The following is a 17,580-nucleotide window of genomic DNA, read 5'->3' as shown; positions in this document are numbered from 1 at the left end:
TGGTGTGATGGAAAAACATCAATTATCGCTGTAATTTTTATGCAGGAGAATGGTTATGCCTGAAAATGACCTGGTTTCTCTTTTCAATAACTCCGCTTTATTTAAATCCCTGGGATTTAATATTATTGAAATAAGGGACGAGTCCATTGTTATGGAGATAAATGACGACAACCCCTGCCATCAGGGAGGATTTGGTGTACTCACCTCTCTCGGTATTAACGGTGCCGTGATCAGCGCAGCGTTGGAGTCAGCAATAGGCCTATGTGGATTTAACGCCTTAGGTCGTGAACCCGCCGGCGTGATTGAGCTTTCTGTCAAAATTTTACGTGTAATACGTAAAAAACCATGTCGAATCGAGGCACGTATCGATAATAGAAATAATAATGTCGCTTTTATTTCAGCCACACTAACCAGCGCAAGAGGTGGTATTTGCGCGACAGGAAGCGGCATTGTACTAAAGAGTAAATCGACTGAGGTAACACCATGAAAATAAATCATTAAAGTGTAGCAGCACGATTTTATTTATACGTGTTAGTGGAATGCCAATCATGGTGTTTCACGGATGAGTAATGCCACCAACGCGATCTGATATAAAAAAGATTGATGGTTATATTCGTTTCGACAAGGAGTTCAACATGACTACAAATTATTCCGTCCCTCAAGAGATGAAAGCTTATCTGATTCGTCCAGAGCGTTATGGCGATCCTATTACTGCTATTCAACAGGAAATCGTTAGCATTCCGAAATTATTACCTAATCAGGTTCTTATTAAAGTGATGGCGGCAGGACTAAATTATAATAATGTCTGGGCTGCATTAGGAAAACCCGTCGATGTTATCTCGGCACGCCGTAAAAGAAATAAAGATGCTGAGCCGTTTCATATTGGTGGTTCAGAAGCGGCAGGTATTGTTTATTCTGTTGGTCGTAATGTTAGTCACGTCAGCATCGGTGATGCCGTGGTGGTTTCCTGCTCGGTATATGATGCTACCTCGCTTGAATCACGCCTTTCAAACGATCCGATGTTTACCCGCAGTCAAGAAATTTATGGTTATGAAAGAAATTACGGATCATTTGCAGAATTTACAATCGTTGAAGACTATCAGTGCTTTCCCAAACCTGACTTTCTGACCTGGGAAGAGAGCGCGACCCTAATGCTCAATGGCCCTACAGCCTACAAGCAACTTACTCATTGGGCACCAAATAACGTCAAACCAGGCGATGCCGTTCTCATATGGGGGGCCGCTGGAGGCTTAGGTTCATTATCAGTACAAATTGTGAAAGCCCTCGGCGGGCTACCCGTTGCGGTTGTGTCAAGTGAAGAAAAAGGAGAATATGTTCGCAAACTAGGAGCCGTAGGATATATCGTCAGGAAAAATTACTCACACTTTGGCCGACTTCCCGATGTGACATCCGCTGAACATACGTCATGGTCCAGAGCATTCGCCAATTTCAGGCGCGACTTCTTTAAGGCCTTAGGAAAAAAAGAGCTGCCCAAACTGGTCATTGAGCACTCAGGACAAGATACTTTCCCTACCTCACTACAAATTTGTGATCACTCAGGCATGGTCGTCACAGTGGGGGGGACCTCTGGCTATAATTGCGACTTTGATGTACGCCATTTATGGATGCATCAGAAAAGAATACAAGGTTCTCACTATGCCAATATCCGTGAATGTAATGAGTTTCTTAATCTTGTTAATCAAAGAAAGATCATTCCAACAATGAACAAAGTCTTTCATTTTGATGAAATACCTTATGCACACCAAGAGCTATTAAATGGAGGAATATTTGGTAATGCAGCTGTATTGGTCAATGCAACTGCTCCGAAACTCGGTTCAAGCGTTTCTCATGATGAGACACTCGCAACTGCAAACAGTCATTGAATGACTAATAACCTATTCCGAAAGAAATAATCATTAATAAATAATGATTATTTCTGAGGATGGAGGAATATTGCAGACAATAATTAGTGGCTCAGTCATAAAATCAGGGAAAAACCACTGTTCTTATTCTGGAAAAAAATCATCGTTCGCTGAGTACTCTCAGCGTAGTCGTGTTAATAATCGAACCGCAATGAGCGACATTTCCTTTTGGTAAATAGCAGGATAGCAGTGTAATGTAGCACTTTTGGCAATCCCAACAGAACAGATTGCAGGCCTTTGAGCAGCTAAATGTTATCGACAAGTTGTGCTTATCGATGACTGGGGTATGACAAAATAACTATCGGCAAACTCAAGAAACCAAGCGATGTCCCACAAACCACGGGGAAACATAAATAAATTAAGCAAAAAATCGCGCAGAATATGCACTTACACTGGAGTTTTCACTTAAGATAATGAGGCAAATTTCCATTTGAAATAGTATGGGCGATGAATAGTGAAAGTATATTCTGGGAAGCTTAAATAAAAACCAAAAAAAATAGTTGCATCAGTTAAAAAATATAAACAGAAGGCTCCCCAGAGAGGAGAGCCTTCTGTTGTTAAGCAGCCAGTTTATTTACCGATGATATCGGAAGACTGGCAATGTTCACCAACGATACAACGAATTCTGACTCTTCCCTAATCCACCCAATTGCATCGTCAACAACAGCGCAATAATCAGACGCATTAGGACGGTCAGGTTCATTCACTTCCGTATCACCCATAAAGCTGGCCATCACTGCACCATTGCGATAATGAACGTCGGCACGGAAGATCACCGGTACATGAACGCCCGCCGCAATCGCATCAACATATGACGTCAGAAAATCATCCTCAAACTCCATGATGTCAATTTCGTCAATCGGTTGCGGAGACATATACAGACGTATCTCTCCTGTATCGCCAGACCAACGTCTTATCTGTTTTTCCTCGAATGCGCAGGCGCCGACAAACTGCGTCAGCGTTTCTGCACACTGATGAGAGACATCCCGTAATGACCGTTCCAGATGATCCATGAAGCGGAACCAATAACGTTCACTCTGCCGAAATTGCGCCAGCGTGACGTATTCATCCGGCAAACTGTCACCTTGTCCGGAGGCTTCACGAAACATCGCCTCATCCAGTTCGTAGAGTGGCATGATGTCTGCTCGCAGCAGTTGGTCAGTACGACCACTGATTTGCGGGTGAACCCGGGGAAGATGCATATAGCCATCATCAACCTCGTTGGCTAGCCAGTTCGTTGCGATTCAGAATGCTATTCGTCTTATATTTGGGGTAATTTCAAGGGGATTCAATACAGTAGTTCTTAGTGTTACGCCTGGCGCTCCTGTTACGTAAGAAGATAACAATAGCATGCAAAAAACTTCTAAAATCGAATGCCCCATTTTAGTGTGATATGACGAGGCGAATTAACGCAAAACAGAGGTTTTTATGGAACTGTTGGAGAAGACATGAATGGAGTTTGATGTTGAGACATTATCGCCAAATTTGCTGTCGATGATCCCGAAAAATAAAGCAGATACACAGGCGGTTCAGTATGCTGTGCGTGCAGGTTATCCTGCGGTAAAGCCCATCTTGCCTGTACTTCTGAGTTGGCTGCAGGACTACAACTGGCCTGTAGCACAAGAGCTGGTGCCATTTCTGGTTAGCATCGGAGCCCACCTTAAAGAGCCAGTGGCGGCAGTGCTGAAAACTGACGATGTCATTTGGAAATACTGGGTGCTCAGCCTACTAGTGAATACACCCGATCTGAAGCTAGCGACGGCACTTGAGGACGAGCTAGATGCTCTTTACAGCCAAAACTCACAATTCTCCGCTAGCCTCGATGAGGATCAGCAAAGTGTGAACCGTGAAGTGGAGACGCTGCTGGCGAAACTAAGACAGCCGTAACCCCTCAGGCCCAGTCTTGTGCCAACGTGACGAGGAAATTGGCTTCGCCTTTTTGTATTCAGGGTTTGATACTCAACGGGATGGAAGTGTACGTTAAAACTTAACCCTATGATTTTAAATTTATAAATCAGGCTAAGTGTCACATTAACCTTCGACAGATGAAATGGCGGTGTAAGACGTGAAACCTTTTACGTCATCTCTATTCTGGGTCTGCAACAAGTTTCTGACCCAGAAAGCGTCCATCATTCCAGTTGTGCAATATATTTTTAATCAGGTAGACACGCTAACCTGAAGAAGCCTTTCTCAAAGAAAGGCTCTACCGGAAAATATTTTCACCGATACAGTTGTCTCGTTTGCTTCAAATCTGACATCTAACTCTTCGCCCCATCAAACCTCCTCAGAAACCTGGCTGGTTTCCCGCAGCGCTCCTGGTGCGTGACCCACAATACGTTTAAATGCCCGGCTGAATGCTGCCAGCGATCCGTAACCCAGACGCAGCGCCACCGTTTCAATCGCCTGATGCTCATGACGGATGTACTGGACAGCCAGACGCATGCGCAACTCACTGAGATATTTCGCGGGTGTCGTACCGGTTGCGGAGAGAAAGCGTTCGGCAAAAACGGAACGGGAGGTGCCTGCTTCTTTTGCCAGCTCCGCGACGCTCCAGTTGATGCCCGGCTGCTGATGCATCGCGTAAATCGCCCGGCTCAGTCGTGGGTCGCGCAGTACCTGCACCCAGCCCGTTGCTTTACCGCAGCCTGCTTCAACCCATCCACGCACGATGAGCGCCGCGACGACATCGGCCAGCCGCGCCAGGATACCGGCAAAGCCCACCTGACGTGTCATCGACTCACGCTCCATCGCCGCAAGCAGCGGATGGATTTCCGGCCAAGTCGACATCAGGCGGCTCACCATCATGACCTCAGGCATCGCTTTGATCAGCGGCTGCATTCCGCCCAGTTCAAAATCCATGCATCCACTAAAGATCACGGTGTTTTCGGTATCAGGGCAAGGCTTGCAGCCGATCGCACACACCGAATTGCAAATCGCTTCGCTGGGAAATGCCGACACCGGTGTGACGTCAGCCTTTTCATCAGAGAGCAAAGCATGCGAATTCCCGTTGGGGATAAACAGCGCGTCCCCGCTTTTTAGCTCAAACGTTGCGCCACTCTCCATGCGCAGCAGCGCCGAGCCCTGGCTGACAAAATGAAACTGCGCCTTGCCGGGCACGTAACCGAATGCCACACCAAAGGGAGCATGGGTTTCAATTCGGCGATATTTCACCCCGGAAAGACGCATCCCACGCAGAAGCTCGCTGATCAAATCGGGTGACTGAACGGTCATGACGGCAACTCCGGACGAATAATCAATATTTGAAGATTATATGTCATAGATCGTCCATGAGGAACACTCTATGCTTCGTGACAGTCGTCACATTTTTCTAACGGGAGAGCAACAGATGAATTCATGTATCGCGGCGAGTGAGGCCATCGCGCCCACAAAACCCGCCTGGCGAGCCGTCTATTCACTGGGACTGGGGGTTTTTGGCCTGATTACGGCTGAGTTTTTACCAGCCAGTTTATTAACGCCGATGGCAGCCAGTTTGGGTGTCACGGAGGGAATGGCAGGCCAGGCGGTGACCGCGACGGCGCTGATCGCGCTGGTGACCGGATTGCTCATCACACCGGCAACCAAAAGCATCGATCGCCGTTGGGTGTTGATGTTTTTCTCGGTGCTGCAAATCATCTCCAGCCTGCTGGTGGCGTTTGCTCCCAATCTGCATGTGCTGCTATTCGGGCGTTTACTGCTGGGGGTTGCCATTGGTGGGTTCTGGGCCATGTCCACCGCTACAGCAATGCGCCTTGTGCCTAAAGATAAAGTGCCTAAAGCGCTGGCAGTGATCTTCTCCAGCGTCTCTATTGCCACTGTCGTTGCCGCGCCGCTTGGCAGCTATCTGGGGAGTTTGATTGGCTGGCGCAACGTCTTTATCCTCTGCATTCTGCCGAGCATTTTGGCGCTGTTGTGGCAGCTCTGGGTGTTGCCATCAATGAAGCCAGAAAGTAACGGTAGCCTGGGAACATTGCTTCGCGTACTGCGTCGTCCGGGCATGATCGGCGGATTGTTGGCAACCGTACTGATCTTTAGCGGACATTTCGCCTTCTTTACCTATCTGCGCCCGTTTCTGGAAACCGTCGGACAGGCAAGCGTCGAAACCATTTCCCTGATTTTACTCGGCTTTGGCCTCGCTAATTTTGTCGGTACTTCGATTGCTGGTTACCTACTGGCGCGAAACTTACGCCTGACGCTAGCACTGGTGCCTTTTGTGATGGGCGTTCTGGCGCTCACTATGGTGGCCTTTGGACATCTGGCAATACTGGACGGCCTGCTGGTCGCGATGTGGGGATTTGCGTTTGGTCTGGTTCCTGTCGGCTGGTCAACCTGGCTTGCGACCACCGTACCGGATGAAGCCGAAAGCGCAGGGGGTTTACTGGTGGCATCGATCCAGTTTGCCATCGGGGCAGGCGCTGCGGGTGGCGGAGTAATATTTGACCTCAACGGAGCCAGCGGTGTGTTTGCAGGCAGCGGATTATTGCTGGTATCGGCAATGGTGATTGTTTTTGCCGGCGTACGCGTTCGCACACAATAGCACGATAAACTACGGATAAATGAAGCCAAACGCCTTCAGCAGCGGCCTGTATTGACGAGCCAATGCATCGAAGCAGGCAGGCACGGAGTTGCAGAAACACCTGAAATAACGGCCTGATGCAACAACGTTTCAAAATGATAAAAGCCCTGACTATGTTAGCCAGGGCTTTTAAGGTACTACAGATTTAAGATTTAACATTCATTGACTTAATAACATTTACTACCATTGGTACAGCTTCAAATGTACACGTTTATAACAGATAATATTGGGTACTAAAATTAGCTAAACCTCCCCTATACTTACTGATTTAAACACTCTGCCAACCTTATCGCCATTCAGAATCATGGCTGGTTAACAAGTACATCCCCCATCGCGATATAGACTCTTTGATGCGTGGCCTTACTCACGTTGCGATATCTTACGAATAACTCAATCAATACCTAATCGCAAACAATAAAACAAAATCATGGCCTTACATCATCGCGCTTTCGCCCCATTTTTGCGATTGTCGATACTGACTACGTGGCCTTAAAGCATCATCGGGTGAGAATATGAATTTCTCTCAACATCGATGTCCCATACAAAAATACTTCGTGACCTGTATCGCAAAATAGATATTAAAAACATATTTGATGTCTTTAACATCACAGCAGACTTAAATTTCACTGCCGTTAGCAACCAATCTACGGATTTTAAAAACAGTGTCAATACTGTTTTTAATAACATGGATTTAATAACAGTAGTTATCAGAAGGCCATGAGGAAAACGCAGAAAAATAGAGCATGTTCAATATTCAACGCTGTGGCACCACGTTTAATTTAATTTCAACGACCGTATGACCAGTGGCTATTTTCTGTGAGCCAACGATGTTTAATCCACTTAACGTCAGAATCTCTTCCAAATCTTTCAACGTTCGGTATCGCGTACCATCCTGGCAGATAACGGATTGAAAAAGCGCATTCATTAATAGTCTTGGTGAGGTTTCTTCATGCTCTAGCAGAGGTTCGATGATTAATAGCGTCGAATTCCCCATTGATTGCGCGATTGCTTTTAATATTTTCAGGCAGAAATCGTCGTTCCAGTTATGTAATATGTTTTTAAGCAGATAGACATCATAACCATAAGGAATCGCTTCAAAGAAACTGCCGGGAGTGAAAACCATTCTTTCTTTCAATTCAGGATAGTACTGTACGATATCCTTTTCGCTTCGGTTACAGACACCGGTCATGTCGAAAAGACAGCCGGTTAGATGATGATACTGCTTGATAAGCTCGGTCAGAATAACGCCGCTCCCCCCACCGATATCAACAACGCTACCGATCGTTTTAAAAAGAGACGCATATTCTTTTGCCAGTACATATCCCACCGGACGAGATAAATCCCGCATGGCAAGATCGTAAATTTCCGCTCGAGATGCAGAGTGCGCCAGATGCTCATATAATGTCAGCCCAAAGACCTGCTTAAATCCCGATTCCCCTGTACGACTGGTATGCAATAGCCCATCAAATCCCTGATAGTATTCATTGCCAAACAACATACAGAAATGCTTCATTGAGCTGATGTTATCCGACATCAGCAGCGCTGATCGTGCATTATTTTTAATAATATTTTCATTTTTAACTTCAAAAAAACCAAATACCTCAAGCACTTTGATAATATCAAAAAGGTTTTTTTCATTCGCCTGGCATTCCTTTGCCAATTCAGCGATGGTTGCCCCCTGCCTCCCTATTTTATCTGCCACTCCTATTTCCGCGGCGACGCATAATGCTTTTGCGGCCAAAGGCATCATCATGATTTCTGAAATACTTTTAATATGCTCCGCGGAATTCATATTTCTCCCTTTATTCTCTGATTTCATAGTGAGGATGGAATTTACGCTCTAGTTCGTCATTTATGACAATAAGTAAAGTATGCTGAAATGAGGCTAAAAACATATCATCCGTTTGGCCGAACGGTAATCAGACATCTACCATACGGCCAGAAGAAACAAGGTATTAAAGCGGAATGATTTAAAGACGCTATTATTTTAAAAATATAATTTTTATCTGTGGCTTAAAATAATGATTACTGGAAAACGCGGTCACCAATATAGCGTGCGGCATCGATATACGCCTCTGGCGTTCCCAGCACCAGTGCATCTGCGTTATCAATACGGGATTGCCCAGCAACGATGTCAGGCGGTGTTGCACCAGAGCGCTGAAAAGCCGCCTGGCAGATTATTAGAGGGGAAGGTACGGAAGCGCTGACGCTCGGGCATTTGGCGGAACAGGCCGGTGTAACAAAACCGGTGGTTTACGATCGCTTTACTAACCGTTCAGGGCTATTAGCCAACGCACATGCAACTTGAAGAATGACGGGTGTAGATGAGAATGACAAAAGGCAGATAGAACAGAAATGGTGTAAGCGCGTCTCCCTGCGAAACTGTCGTACCTTGATATGGCAGTGCCATTTAGCGTGGTTTAAAATTGATCAAAATCAATAAAAAACAAGTAAATACATTAATTTACCTTTCTATACACCCCACCTTTTGACCTTCCCGTAGGGGGAAGGTGTAACGTCATACCCTGTGATTCCAAATAATGGCTCTCTTGAGGGGAAATGATGATGAAGATAAAGATGATAGTAGCACTGCTCGCACTGACGGTGAGCGGCTCAGGTTTCGCCGCGGCGACTGACGCCAACGCGTTTCTGGCTAAGCAAGGTCTGGCGGGAAAAAGCGTCGAGCAGATCGTCGATACCATCGATCAATCGCCGCAGGCAAGACCGTTGCCCTACAGCGCGTCGATTACCAGCAAAGAACTGAAATTATCCGATGGGCAGCAGCAATATAGCTATCCGCTGGGGAATAAATTTTACCTCTCATTCGCCCCTTATCTTCAGCAAACCCATCCCTGCTTTAACCACAGTTTATCTGGCTGTCAGGGTGAGCTCGCCAATACCGCGTTTGACGTAAAAATTACGGATAAAGCCGGTAATGTTATTGTGCAGAAAACCCTAAACAGCCACCAAAACGGTTTTGTCGGCGTATGGTTACCGCGCAATATTGAAGGAACCATTAATGTCAGCTATCAGGGACGCGTTGCAAGCTCACCGTTTGCGACCTATGACGACAGCCAGACCTGCATGACGACATTGCCATTGAAAGAACGGACGTAATCAAGAAAAGCAGGAATAACGATATCGCCGGATGCTGGGGAAGTCATGTGCTTGTAATAAAAGCTATCGAGAGCCGTATCTGACACTGTTTTCGATAGTCTTTTAATATGTGGCTACGCCCCTTCCATCATTGCTTTAATCGCGGATATTACACGCCATCTTCGACTGGACGGTGCTAATCAAATAGGCATGTTTCGTCAGCATTTCGAACTGGATGACATCATTTTCAGCTAATATGGGAATCGCATCATTGGGGGCTTTGTCATTGATATTCTTGTTTATTAGGATATTGTGCACCATAAGACGATTCCCCTCCCAAACGGAGTCAAAACTGAATGTACGCCGAATTGTCAGCGGCACGCCGTCCTCTCCGAGGTAAAAACCGTTGACTAAAACCAGCGCTCTATTTTTATGATTTAGATAAAAATAGACGTCATATTCCGTTCTGATACGTTGCTCTTCTGAATGAAAAGTGACCTCCCCCTGACATATCAATGGTTTTCGGTATAAATTGCTTTTTAAATAAAAAATAATCCCCAGGGAAAAGGAAATAAAAAGCACCACCGTGGTGCAAAAAATTTTCTTTCTGACCTTAATTATTAACATAAGTTATACATCCCTTCCCATCTTTCCTGCAGGAAATAACGATTTCACTTTTCTTATCCAGCATTTCAGATATAACGATTTTTTTAGACAGGAAGAACAATGTGTTATCTGAACAGAGATTCTCATAGTCGAGAGGGAGAGGATAACCAACACTGTCATATAAATAAAACAAATCGCATTTCCCGCTCATCTTCACATCGATAAGAGGCCGATACGGAAAACGATTGATGTTCTCTAACGCGAGTAGAAAAACCCCGACTATCGTGGCCCAGATGAGAAGGAACATGAGGTATTGCTGCTTTTTTACGGGTTCAGGAATGGCGTGATGCTCTATAGAAAATGACTTTCCCCCTTCGTCGACCTCTTCTTCAGTTTTATCTTCAACCTCCTGATTTAACCTTTCTTTCTCTTTTTCCTCCTCACCTATTGCCGGATAGTTAGTTACGCTTTTAACGTTACAAATAATACCCAATTTAGGAATAGTCACAATAGAATCTGAGAGATCAAATTCGCGCAATACTTTCCTTAAGAGAGAAAGGTAGTTGTTGAGATTATTAAGAGAAGGGCAAAGTGCGTGCTTTTCCAATGCCTCCTTTAACAAAAAATCGCGGCTTAACGTGACTCCCTGATTCTCGATTAGCAGGCAGAACAATCGAGAAACAGGGAAACTCAAAGAGGTTGCTTCGTTTTCACGTTCTATCCATGCTAGCGTTCCATCTCCCTCATTAAAAATGATTAAATCATTAATCAAATAAACCATACGTCCTTTTTCCATCAAGATTAAGAGGCGTTATCGTTTTTTATAAATAGCCTGATAGATACGTTATTTTTTATGAAAACATCTACGGAATAGTCTGAAAATAGCACTCTACCAAAAAAATCGATACGTTATCTATAAAAGCGAAATCAATTATATAGCTCAAAATTCACTATATCAGGCAAGGATAAAAACTTACCTATTTATTGTCAAAGGTTATTTAACATTCGTTTAAGTCCTATCCAAATAAAAGGACATTTCATTATTTTTATAAAATAGCGAATGCTTTACGCCTCCGCCACAAAAATCAATAAAATGGGGAATAACATATTGAATTAAAATGATTTATATCTAAATTTATATTTTTACCCCTCAATTCACCTCAGAAACAAAAAAACAAACAACAGAACAAAAACCTAAATAAATGTAAATTTAAAACACTTAAACTAAATAAAAGTATTTAAATCAATATATTTGACTGAGTAATACCCTCTCCCTACTATTTACCACGTTCCAGAGCAATCTGGTCTGGCGACTGATAAATATATTGCTATGTGAAAGCCCCCATCAGTCACCCAATAGCGTCATTAAGAAAGAGAAGGAACAATCCGTTATACGTGAATGTGAAAATCGCTCGTGTATGGCGTTCATCTTTTAAATCAAGTAATCAATAGAGAGAGCATAATATGAAGTTATCAACGATCACCCTGGCATCCCTTATCTCAGTAATATTTTCTGTCGGCGCACACGCCGCAGATTCACACAATGGATCGGTGACATTTAAAGGAAAAATCATCGATACGCCCTGCTCCGTCTCTCAGGACGATTTGCATCAAACAATCGAGTTTGGCGAAATCAGTAAAACGGTGTTGGAAAATGGCGGCACTTCAGAAATTAAGCCGTTTGATATCACCTTAAAAGATTGCAGCCTGGATACCGCAACCAGCGCCAAAGTTGTTTTCTCCGGCGGAGTGGCATCTGGTACCAATAATGAACTGCTGGCATTAAACGGTAGTGCAGCCGGTGCCGGTATTGCCGTCGAACGTGTCGGCGAAAAAATTAAATTCGACGGAACCACGCCAGCCGTTCCCGCTACGCCGTTAGCAAACGGGGATAATATTTTCTCCTTCACCTCCTATGTTGAAAAACTGCCAACGCCACAGGAAGGCGAATCTCCTGTAATCACGACGGGTTCCTTCTCCAGTACGGCTAATTTTGTTGTGTCCTATCAATAACATTCTGTTGAGTTAACAATCTGTTGCGCAAACAACAGGGGATAGGCAATCAAATGGGGAGGTCTCCTCCCCTACGGCCTTATTTATTCCATACGTCGACAGACGTGAATGGATACCACAACGCTGCATCTGTTAAAGCATCTATTCCTATGGCAATGAAGAACATGACGTTCAAAGAAAAAATAAAATCTGCGTTATTTTTCTGCGGTATTTTTATTTTTTCTTTGAATACACCATCGCTCAGTGCAACGGAATTTAACGTTAACGTACTGGATGTCGACGATCGTAGTGCAATTGATCTTAGCCATTTTTCCGATCCCGAATACGTCACGCCCGGCGCTTATCTTTTATCCATAAAGGTAAATTCGCGTGAAATACAGCAGCAGATTATTCAGTATTTGCCGGAAGACGATACTCATTCCCGACCAACGGCCTGCCTCCCCCCAGCGCTCGTCGATAAGCTGGCGCTGAAAAAAGAAGCACGCGACAAAATCGAACTCTGGCATAACGAAAGCTGTGTTGATCTGAGCCCGATTGCCGGGGTGAAAGTCTCTAACCAGATCGGTATGGGAACGCTGAATATCACGATCCCTCAGGCGTGGTTAGCCTATAGCGATCAAAACTGGATTCCGCCCGAGCAATGGGATCATGGCATCAACGGTGCGCTGCTGGACTACAACCTCGTCGGGAACGTACGTCGTGATACCAACGGCAAAGGCTCATCACACTATCTCAGCAGTTACGGCACAGCAGGATTTAATCAGGGAGCCTGGCGCTACCGTGCCGATTACCGCTATTTCCTGCAAAAATCGCGCAACTCGAATCGCGATCGTTTCTCGTGGGATCAGTTTTACGCCTATCGTCCACTGCCAACGCTTTCTGCCGACCTCAAGCTGGGGGAAATGTATTTCAGCAGCAATCTGTTCGATAGCTATCGCTTTACCGGCGTGTCATTAGCCAATAACGAGAACATGCTTCCCCCTTCGCTACGTGGCTACGCGCCTGAAATTCGCGGCGTCGCCAAATCAAACGCGACGGTAACCGTCACACAAAATGGCAGACTGATCTATGAAACCACCGTGCCTGCCGGCCCTTTTGCGATTCAGGATATGAAAAACGGCGTCAGCGGGACGCTGGATGTCCGCGTGACGGAAGAAGACGGCACGGTAACCACGTTCCAAACCGAGTCGGCCAACCTGCCTTACCTGACACGGCCAGGACACGTACAGTACAAACTCGCCGCCGGTAAGCCTTCGAATACCAACCATCGTCTGCAAGGCCCGGCCTTTTCTGCTGCCGAAGCCTCATGGGGATTATCCAACGCGTGGTCGATATACGGCGGGACTATTTTGTCCGACGGCTATCAATCCTGGTCGGCAGGCATTGGGAAAAATCTCTACCTGCTGGGCGCGCTGTCCGCTGACGTCACGCAGTCACGCGCCACGCTCCCGGCACCGTACTCGTCGCAAATGGGGCATGCTTTTTCGCTCAACTGGTCTAAATACTTCAACTCGATTGATAGCCAGATCAGCTTTGCAGGCTATCGCTTTTCAGAAAAGACCTACATGAGCATGGCGCAGTATCTCTATGCGCTGAATCTCGATAACCGCTACCGCAACGAAAAAGAGCGCTACACCATTACGCTCTCAAAAAATTTCGCGACGCAGGAATCATCCTCCGTACTGAGTGGGCTATCGACCTACGTCACCTATACGCGCCAAACCTACTGGAATGAAGCGCAGCAGGATCGCTACGGGATTTCACTCAACAAGTACCTCGATATCGGTACATTTAAAGGCATTGCCGCGAATTTATCGGTCTATCGTACCGAATTCAACCGCCGAACTGATGACAGCCTGTACCTGAGCTTTTCTATTCCACTCGGAGAGAAGGATCGTCTGAGCTACAGCGTGGGGCGCTACAACGACGGCAGTAATCAGGCACTGACCTATTCCAATAACGCCGATCCACGCCGTACCTGGAACCTGAGCACCCGACACGACAGCAAAGAGAATACTTACCTGAGCGGTAACTATACCCATCTGGCTCCGATGACAGATGCCACCGTGGGCGTCGCCTGGCAGCAGGATCGCTACACCTACCTGAACGGCTCACTGCGCGGCGGGATTACCGCAACTCGCCACGGCGTCGCGGCACACCCGAAAGGCAATCAGGGCGGCACCCGTATCATGGTCGACACGGAGCAAGCGGGCGTGCCGTTCACAGGTAGCCAGGTCGAGACCAACCGCTATGGTCTGGCTGTGATTGCCGGCACCAGCAGCTATTACGATGTGTCGACCCGCATTGATCTACAGAAATTACCGTCAGGCATTGAAGCCATGACGACGGTCGTTCAGGGCACGCTGACCGAAGGCGCAATTGGCTACCGCAAATTCGACGTGGTGAGCGGGGCAAAAGTCATGGCGCACGTTGCGCTAGCCGATGGCAAAAATCCCCCGTTCGCCGCTCAGATCAAAAACAAGAAAGGCCGCGATATCGCCATGATCACCAACGGCGGGCAGGCCTACATCACGGGCGTGTCGCCTGACGAAACGCTGTCCGTGATCTGGGAGGGGAGAACTCAGTGTGTCATCACCCTGCCCTCGACCTTAAATCACCTTGATGCACTGCTGCTTCCCTGTAAATAAGCGGCGCAAAGAAATAGCAAAATCTGGAGAGTAGGTTATGAAACACACCGTTTATCAACGAGCAGCAGGGTTCCTCATTGGCTGCCTGTTATTGATACCCTCGGCCTATAGCGCCCTCAGCCTCGATCGCACTCGCGTTATTTTCAACGATGAGGAGCAATCCGCGACCGTCATGCTGATGAACCAAAATGCAGAGAATCCGTTTCTGGCGCAGTCATGGCTGACAGACGAGCGGCACAATAAAATCACCACGCCGCTGATGGTGCTGCCGCCGCTACAGCGCATCGAAGCAAAAGGATATAGCCTGATTCGTCTGGTCAAAACCGAGCAAATCAGCCAATTGCCAACCGACCGCGAATCGTTGTTTTACCTTAACGTCCGCGAAATTCCGCCCAAGACGGACAAGCCCAACGTATTACAGATAGCCATTCAGTCTGAAATTAAGGTGTTCTTCCGCCCCCGTGGCGTAAAACCCGCCAAAGACGAAATCTGGCAGGAAAAATTGATCGTCAGAAAAACAGGAAACACCTTTCAGGTCGAAAACCCCACGCCGTACTACATCACGGTCAGCGGCATCCTGAAACAGTCTAAAGCGACGCACGCCAACCCCAGCAGCCTGCTGAAGGGCAACGCCTTTATGGTCGCACCACGTTCAACCCTGTCGATTGAGGTGAATGACGGCACGGTTAATCGCTTCTATCTGTACTACGTCAACGACTACGGCGGCCATCTGGAGCTGCCTTTTACCTGCGCACAAAACCAGTGCCAGCCCGTCATCCGTAAATAAGCTACAGGGAATCCGCCATGTCTTGGTTAGCTGCTCGTCAACATCGCCATGTTGCTCTCTGCGCTTCGCTCTTTTTCGGCTTAACGGCGTTTAACGCCAGTGCACTGGAATGCCGACTGGGTACAGTGACTGGCCCGGTAAATGATTATGAGGATATCGGTACGCTAAAGATCCCTGCGACCTTGCCTATCGGCAGCCGCCTCTGGACGTCAAAACCCTATACTCGCAGCCTGGCCTGCTGGGCGTATAAATCCGTGCGTCCACAGGGTGAGATGTCCTACTTCTATCCCAACCCAGAAGGCAAGGTCATCAGCCAGGGGGTTGGCATTGGCATCATCTATAACGGACAGGACCTCGGTGTGATTACCAATGGCGGCAGCACCGCATCTCGCGTATCCACAGGACAGTGGATCGCACCGGGCCCCAGCGGTTCAACGCCGCCCGCCAACCCAACCATGCTGAATGTCACGGTGCAGCTCTATCTCGAAAAAACGGGAAATATCAGCGATACCACGGCAGGCGTAGACTCGCTGCGCGTCTTCCAAATTGACGGCGAGCTCGGCATCAACAATAAGCCGGACAGTAATTACGGCCTGAGCCTGTCAGGGCTACACGGCATCGACATTATGCAGTGCGCTGCGAAAATCAACGTTTCGCCCGACAGCTATGTCGATTTTGGTACGGTCAGAGCGTGGTCAGGTACAGAGGCCAACGCACTGGCGCAAACAGAATTCCACATCAACGTATCGACCGACGGCGGAGAAGACTGCGGCAAGGGATTCGATCTGGACATCAACTTTGATGCCTCTTCACGGGGAAATTCACTCGTCGGGATAGACGGAATGAACATGGGGAACGGTGCCACGCTGAAAATAGAAGATACGCGCAGCGGCAATAACGTGGTGTTTAACCAGTTCATCGGTCTGGTTGATGGCCTGACGGCATCAAGCGGCATGGTTGAACGGCGCTATATGGCACGGCTTTATGCCGCTGGCCCCGCCGTGATAGGCGATACCGAAAAAAATATTATCCTACGGTTTAATTATCATTAATCCGTCTTCCTACGCGAGATCGCAACAATGATAAAACACAGCAATACGGTAGCAAAAGTCAGGTCGCGCGGCACCTTACTAGCCTTCACGCTGGGCATCCTGGCGCTGCCGTCAGGGGTGTCCATCGCCCAGCAGGTATCATCTATGGATGACCATGAAGTGACGTTTCACGTTTTAGTCGTCAACGCCGCCTGTAATGTGAGTACGGAGAGCAAAGCGATTGTGGTGGACATGAGTGAAGTCTCTGACCGTTATTTAAAAGCCAATCGCTACGGTGACTGGCATGACTTCACGATTAACCTCACGGACTGCAATCTGGACACCTACCAAAACGTCACTATCCGTTTTTCAGGTAAAGAAGAACCGCTCTTGCCTAAGCGGCTGGCGCTGGATACCCCCTCCGGTGCCAAAGGCATCGCGGTTGGCATTTATCATGCGAACAAACTGGTCGGCATCAACAGCAGCACGGACAGCATTGTGCTGCAAAGCGGAGACAACGCCATTCCCTTTTCCGCCCGCATCGAAAAGATACGCGACGATCTGATTCAATCCGGCGATTTCATGGCAACGGCGAATTTTACGTTGAGCTATTTATAGCGGGTTGAGGGAAAAACCAGCGCCGCTCTGTTATCAAAAAAACCGGCGGCATAGGAATTTGCGCGCAACTAAACACGATACTCCCCTGTCGAGAACCGGAGATACAAGATCCTAACTGCCGTGCCTGAACGCGTGATGCCTCGCGTTTTTTGAAATATGCAGCCTTGAGGCCTCAGGACATAAAAAATCATTCAGAAATCACAGAATCAGCAGCTAGTTTGCTCACAAAACTATATTTTATCGTTTAAAAAATAGTTTAACCAATTGTATTAAATGATTTTATTCA

At 47.0% G+C, this 17,580-nt stretch carries 15 protein-coding genes and 2 pseudogenes; 11 read left to right on the top strand and 6 right to left on the bottom strand.

What is annotated here, in order from left to right; all coding sequences use genetic code 11:
* Positions 1-55: 55 nt before the first annotated feature.
* Both KKH3_RS03355 and ccrA read left to right on the top strand, forming a co-directional pair.
* Positions 56-487 carry a PaaI family thioesterase gene (locus KKH3_RS03355; RefSeq protein ID WP_039355753.1) on the top strand — a complete coding sequence of 144 codons (432 nt, stop codon included), beginning with the start codon at positions 56-58 and terminating at the stop codon, positions 485-487.
* Between the two features lie 82 nt (positions 488-569).
* The gene (ccrA, locus tag KKH3_RS03350) at positions 570-1,883 is read left to right on the top strand and encodes a crotonyl-CoA carboxylase/reductase (protein ID WP_234991550.1); all 1,314 of its coding nucleotides are present in this window, start codon (positions 570-572) and stop codon (positions 1,881-1,883) included.
* A gap of 596 nt (positions 1,884-2,479) precedes the next feature.
* Here the strand turns inward: ccrA and KKH3_RS03345 are convergent.
* The gene (locus KKH3_RS03345; protein WP_234991549.1) at positions 2,480-3,124 is read right to left on the bottom strand and encodes a hypothetical protein; all 645 of its coding nucleotides are present in this window, start codon (positions 3,122-3,124) and stop codon (positions 2,480-2,482) included.
* 250 nt (positions 3,125-3,374) lie between these two features.
* Here KKH3_RS03345 and KKH3_RS21320 point away from each other — a divergent pair, with 250 nt between their 5' ends.
* Positions 3,375-3,809 (top strand): DUF5071 domain-containing protein, encoded by a 435-nt coding sequence (locus KKH3_RS21320; protein ID WP_139338663.1) that lies wholly within the window; start codon positions 3,375-3,377, stop codon positions 3,807-3,809.
* 387 nt (positions 3,810-4,196) lie between these two features.
* Here KKH3_RS21320 and KKH3_RS03335 read toward each other — a convergent pair whose 3' ends face one another.
* On the bottom strand, positions 4,197-5,153 hold the full coding sequence (locus tag KKH3_RS03335; RefSeq protein ID WP_039355750.1) for an AraC family transcriptional regulator: 957 nt from the start codon (positions 5,151-5,153) through the stop codon (positions 4,197-4,199).
* Between the two features lie 115 nt (positions 5,154-5,268).
* Here KKH3_RS03335 and KKH3_RS03330 point away from each other — a divergent pair, with 115 nt between their 5' ends.
* Positions 5,269-6,456 carry an MFS transporter gene (locus KKH3_RS03330; protein WP_039362077.1) on the top strand — a complete coding sequence of 396 codons (1,188 nt, stop codon included), beginning with the start codon at positions 5,269-5,271 and terminating at the stop codon, positions 6,454-6,456.
* A 793-nt stretch (positions 6,457-7,249) separates the two neighbouring features.
* Here the strand turns inward: KKH3_RS03330 and KKH3_RS03325 are convergent.
* Positions 7,250-8,287 carry a methyltransferase gene (locus KKH3_RS03325; RefSeq protein ID WP_039355747.1) on the bottom strand — a complete coding sequence of 346 codons (1,038 nt, stop codon included), beginning with the start codon at positions 8,285-8,287 and terminating at the stop codon, positions 7,250-7,252.
* Positions 8,288-8,571: 284 nt separating this feature from the next.
* Positions 8,572-8,664 (bottom strand): annotated as a pseudogene (locus tag KKH3_RS22420) (flavodoxin family protein); the annotation flags it as partial.
* Here KKH3_RS22420 and KKH3_RS21485 point away from each other — a divergent pair.
* Together KKH3_RS21485 and cueP are read left to right on the top strand one after the other, a co-directional pair.
* Positions 8,663-8,785, top strand: a pseudogene (locus KKH3_RS21485) (TetR family transcriptional regulator); the annotation flags it as partial. The pseudogenes KKH3_RS22420 and KKH3_RS21485 overlap by 2 nt on opposite strands.
* Before the next feature lie 272 nt (positions 8,786-9,057).
* Positions 9,058-9,612, top strand: a complete 555-nt coding sequence (gene cueP / locus KKH3_RS03320; protein ID WP_039355743.1) for a copper-binding periplasmic metallochaperone CueP — start codon at positions 9,058-9,060, stop codon at positions 9,610-9,612.
* A 135-nt stretch (positions 9,613-9,747) separates the two neighbouring features.
* Here cueP and KKH3_RS03315 read toward each other — a convergent pair whose 3' ends face one another.
* Positions 9,748-10,218, bottom strand: coding sequence for a hypothetical protein (locus KKH3_RS03315; RefSeq protein WP_039355740.1), 471 nt, complete (start codon positions 10,216-10,218; stop codon positions 9,748-9,750).
* On the bottom strand, positions 10,205-10,978 hold the full coding sequence (locus tag KKH3_RS03310; protein WP_039355736.1) for a winged helix-turn-helix domain-containing protein: 774 nt from the start codon (positions 10,976-10,978) through the stop codon (positions 10,205-10,207). The genes KKH3_RS03315 and KKH3_RS03310 overlap by 14 nt, the downstream gene beginning before the upstream one ends.
* Positions 10,979-11,661: 683 nt before the next feature.
* Between KKH3_RS03310 and KKH3_RS03305 the strand changes: the two genes are divergently transcribed.
* The 5 genes from KKH3_RS03305 to KKH3_RS03285 all read left to right on the top strand — a co-directional run bounded on the left by KKH3_RS03305 (position 11,662) and on the right by KKH3_RS03285 (position 17,294).
* Positions 11,662-12,210: a fimbrial protein gene (locus KKH3_RS03305; protein WP_039355734.1), complete on the top strand. Its 549-nt coding sequence runs from the start codon at positions 11,662-11,664 to the stop codon at positions 12,208-12,210.
* A 164-nt stretch (positions 12,211-12,374) separates the two neighbouring features.
* A complete protein-coding gene (locus KKH3_RS03300; protein WP_234991548.1) occupies positions 12,375-14,858 on the top strand; it encodes a fimbria/pilus outer membrane usher protein in 2,484 nt (827 codons plus the stop codon).
* Positions 14,859-14,895: 37 nt separating this feature from the next.
* Positions 14,896-15,645, top strand: a complete 750-nt coding sequence (locus KKH3_RS03295) for a fimbrial biogenesis chaperone (protein WP_039355728.1) — start codon at positions 14,896-14,898, stop codon at positions 15,643-15,645.
* A gap of 17 nt (positions 15,646-15,662) precedes the next feature.
* Complete coding sequence (locus KKH3_RS03290) at positions 15,663-16,697, top strand: hypothetical protein (RefSeq protein ID WP_039355725.1); 1,035 nt, start codon at positions 15,663-15,665, stop codon at positions 16,695-16,697.
* A 27-nt stretch (positions 16,698-16,724) separates the two neighbouring features.
* Positions 16,725-17,294, top strand: a complete 570-nt coding sequence (locus KKH3_RS03285; protein WP_039355723.1) for a fimbrial protein — start codon at positions 16,725-16,727, stop codon at positions 17,292-17,294.
* The last annotated feature ends 286 nt before the right edge of the window (positions 17,295-17,580 follow it).

This window comes from Pectobacterium actinidiae (assembly GCF_000803315.1).
In the GTDB taxonomy this organism is placed as follows: domain Bacteria; phylum Pseudomonadota; class Gammaproteobacteria; order Enterobacterales; family Enterobacteriaceae; genus Pectobacterium; species Pectobacterium actinidiae.
This window is presented reverse-complemented; position numbering and strand designations above follow the sequence as displayed.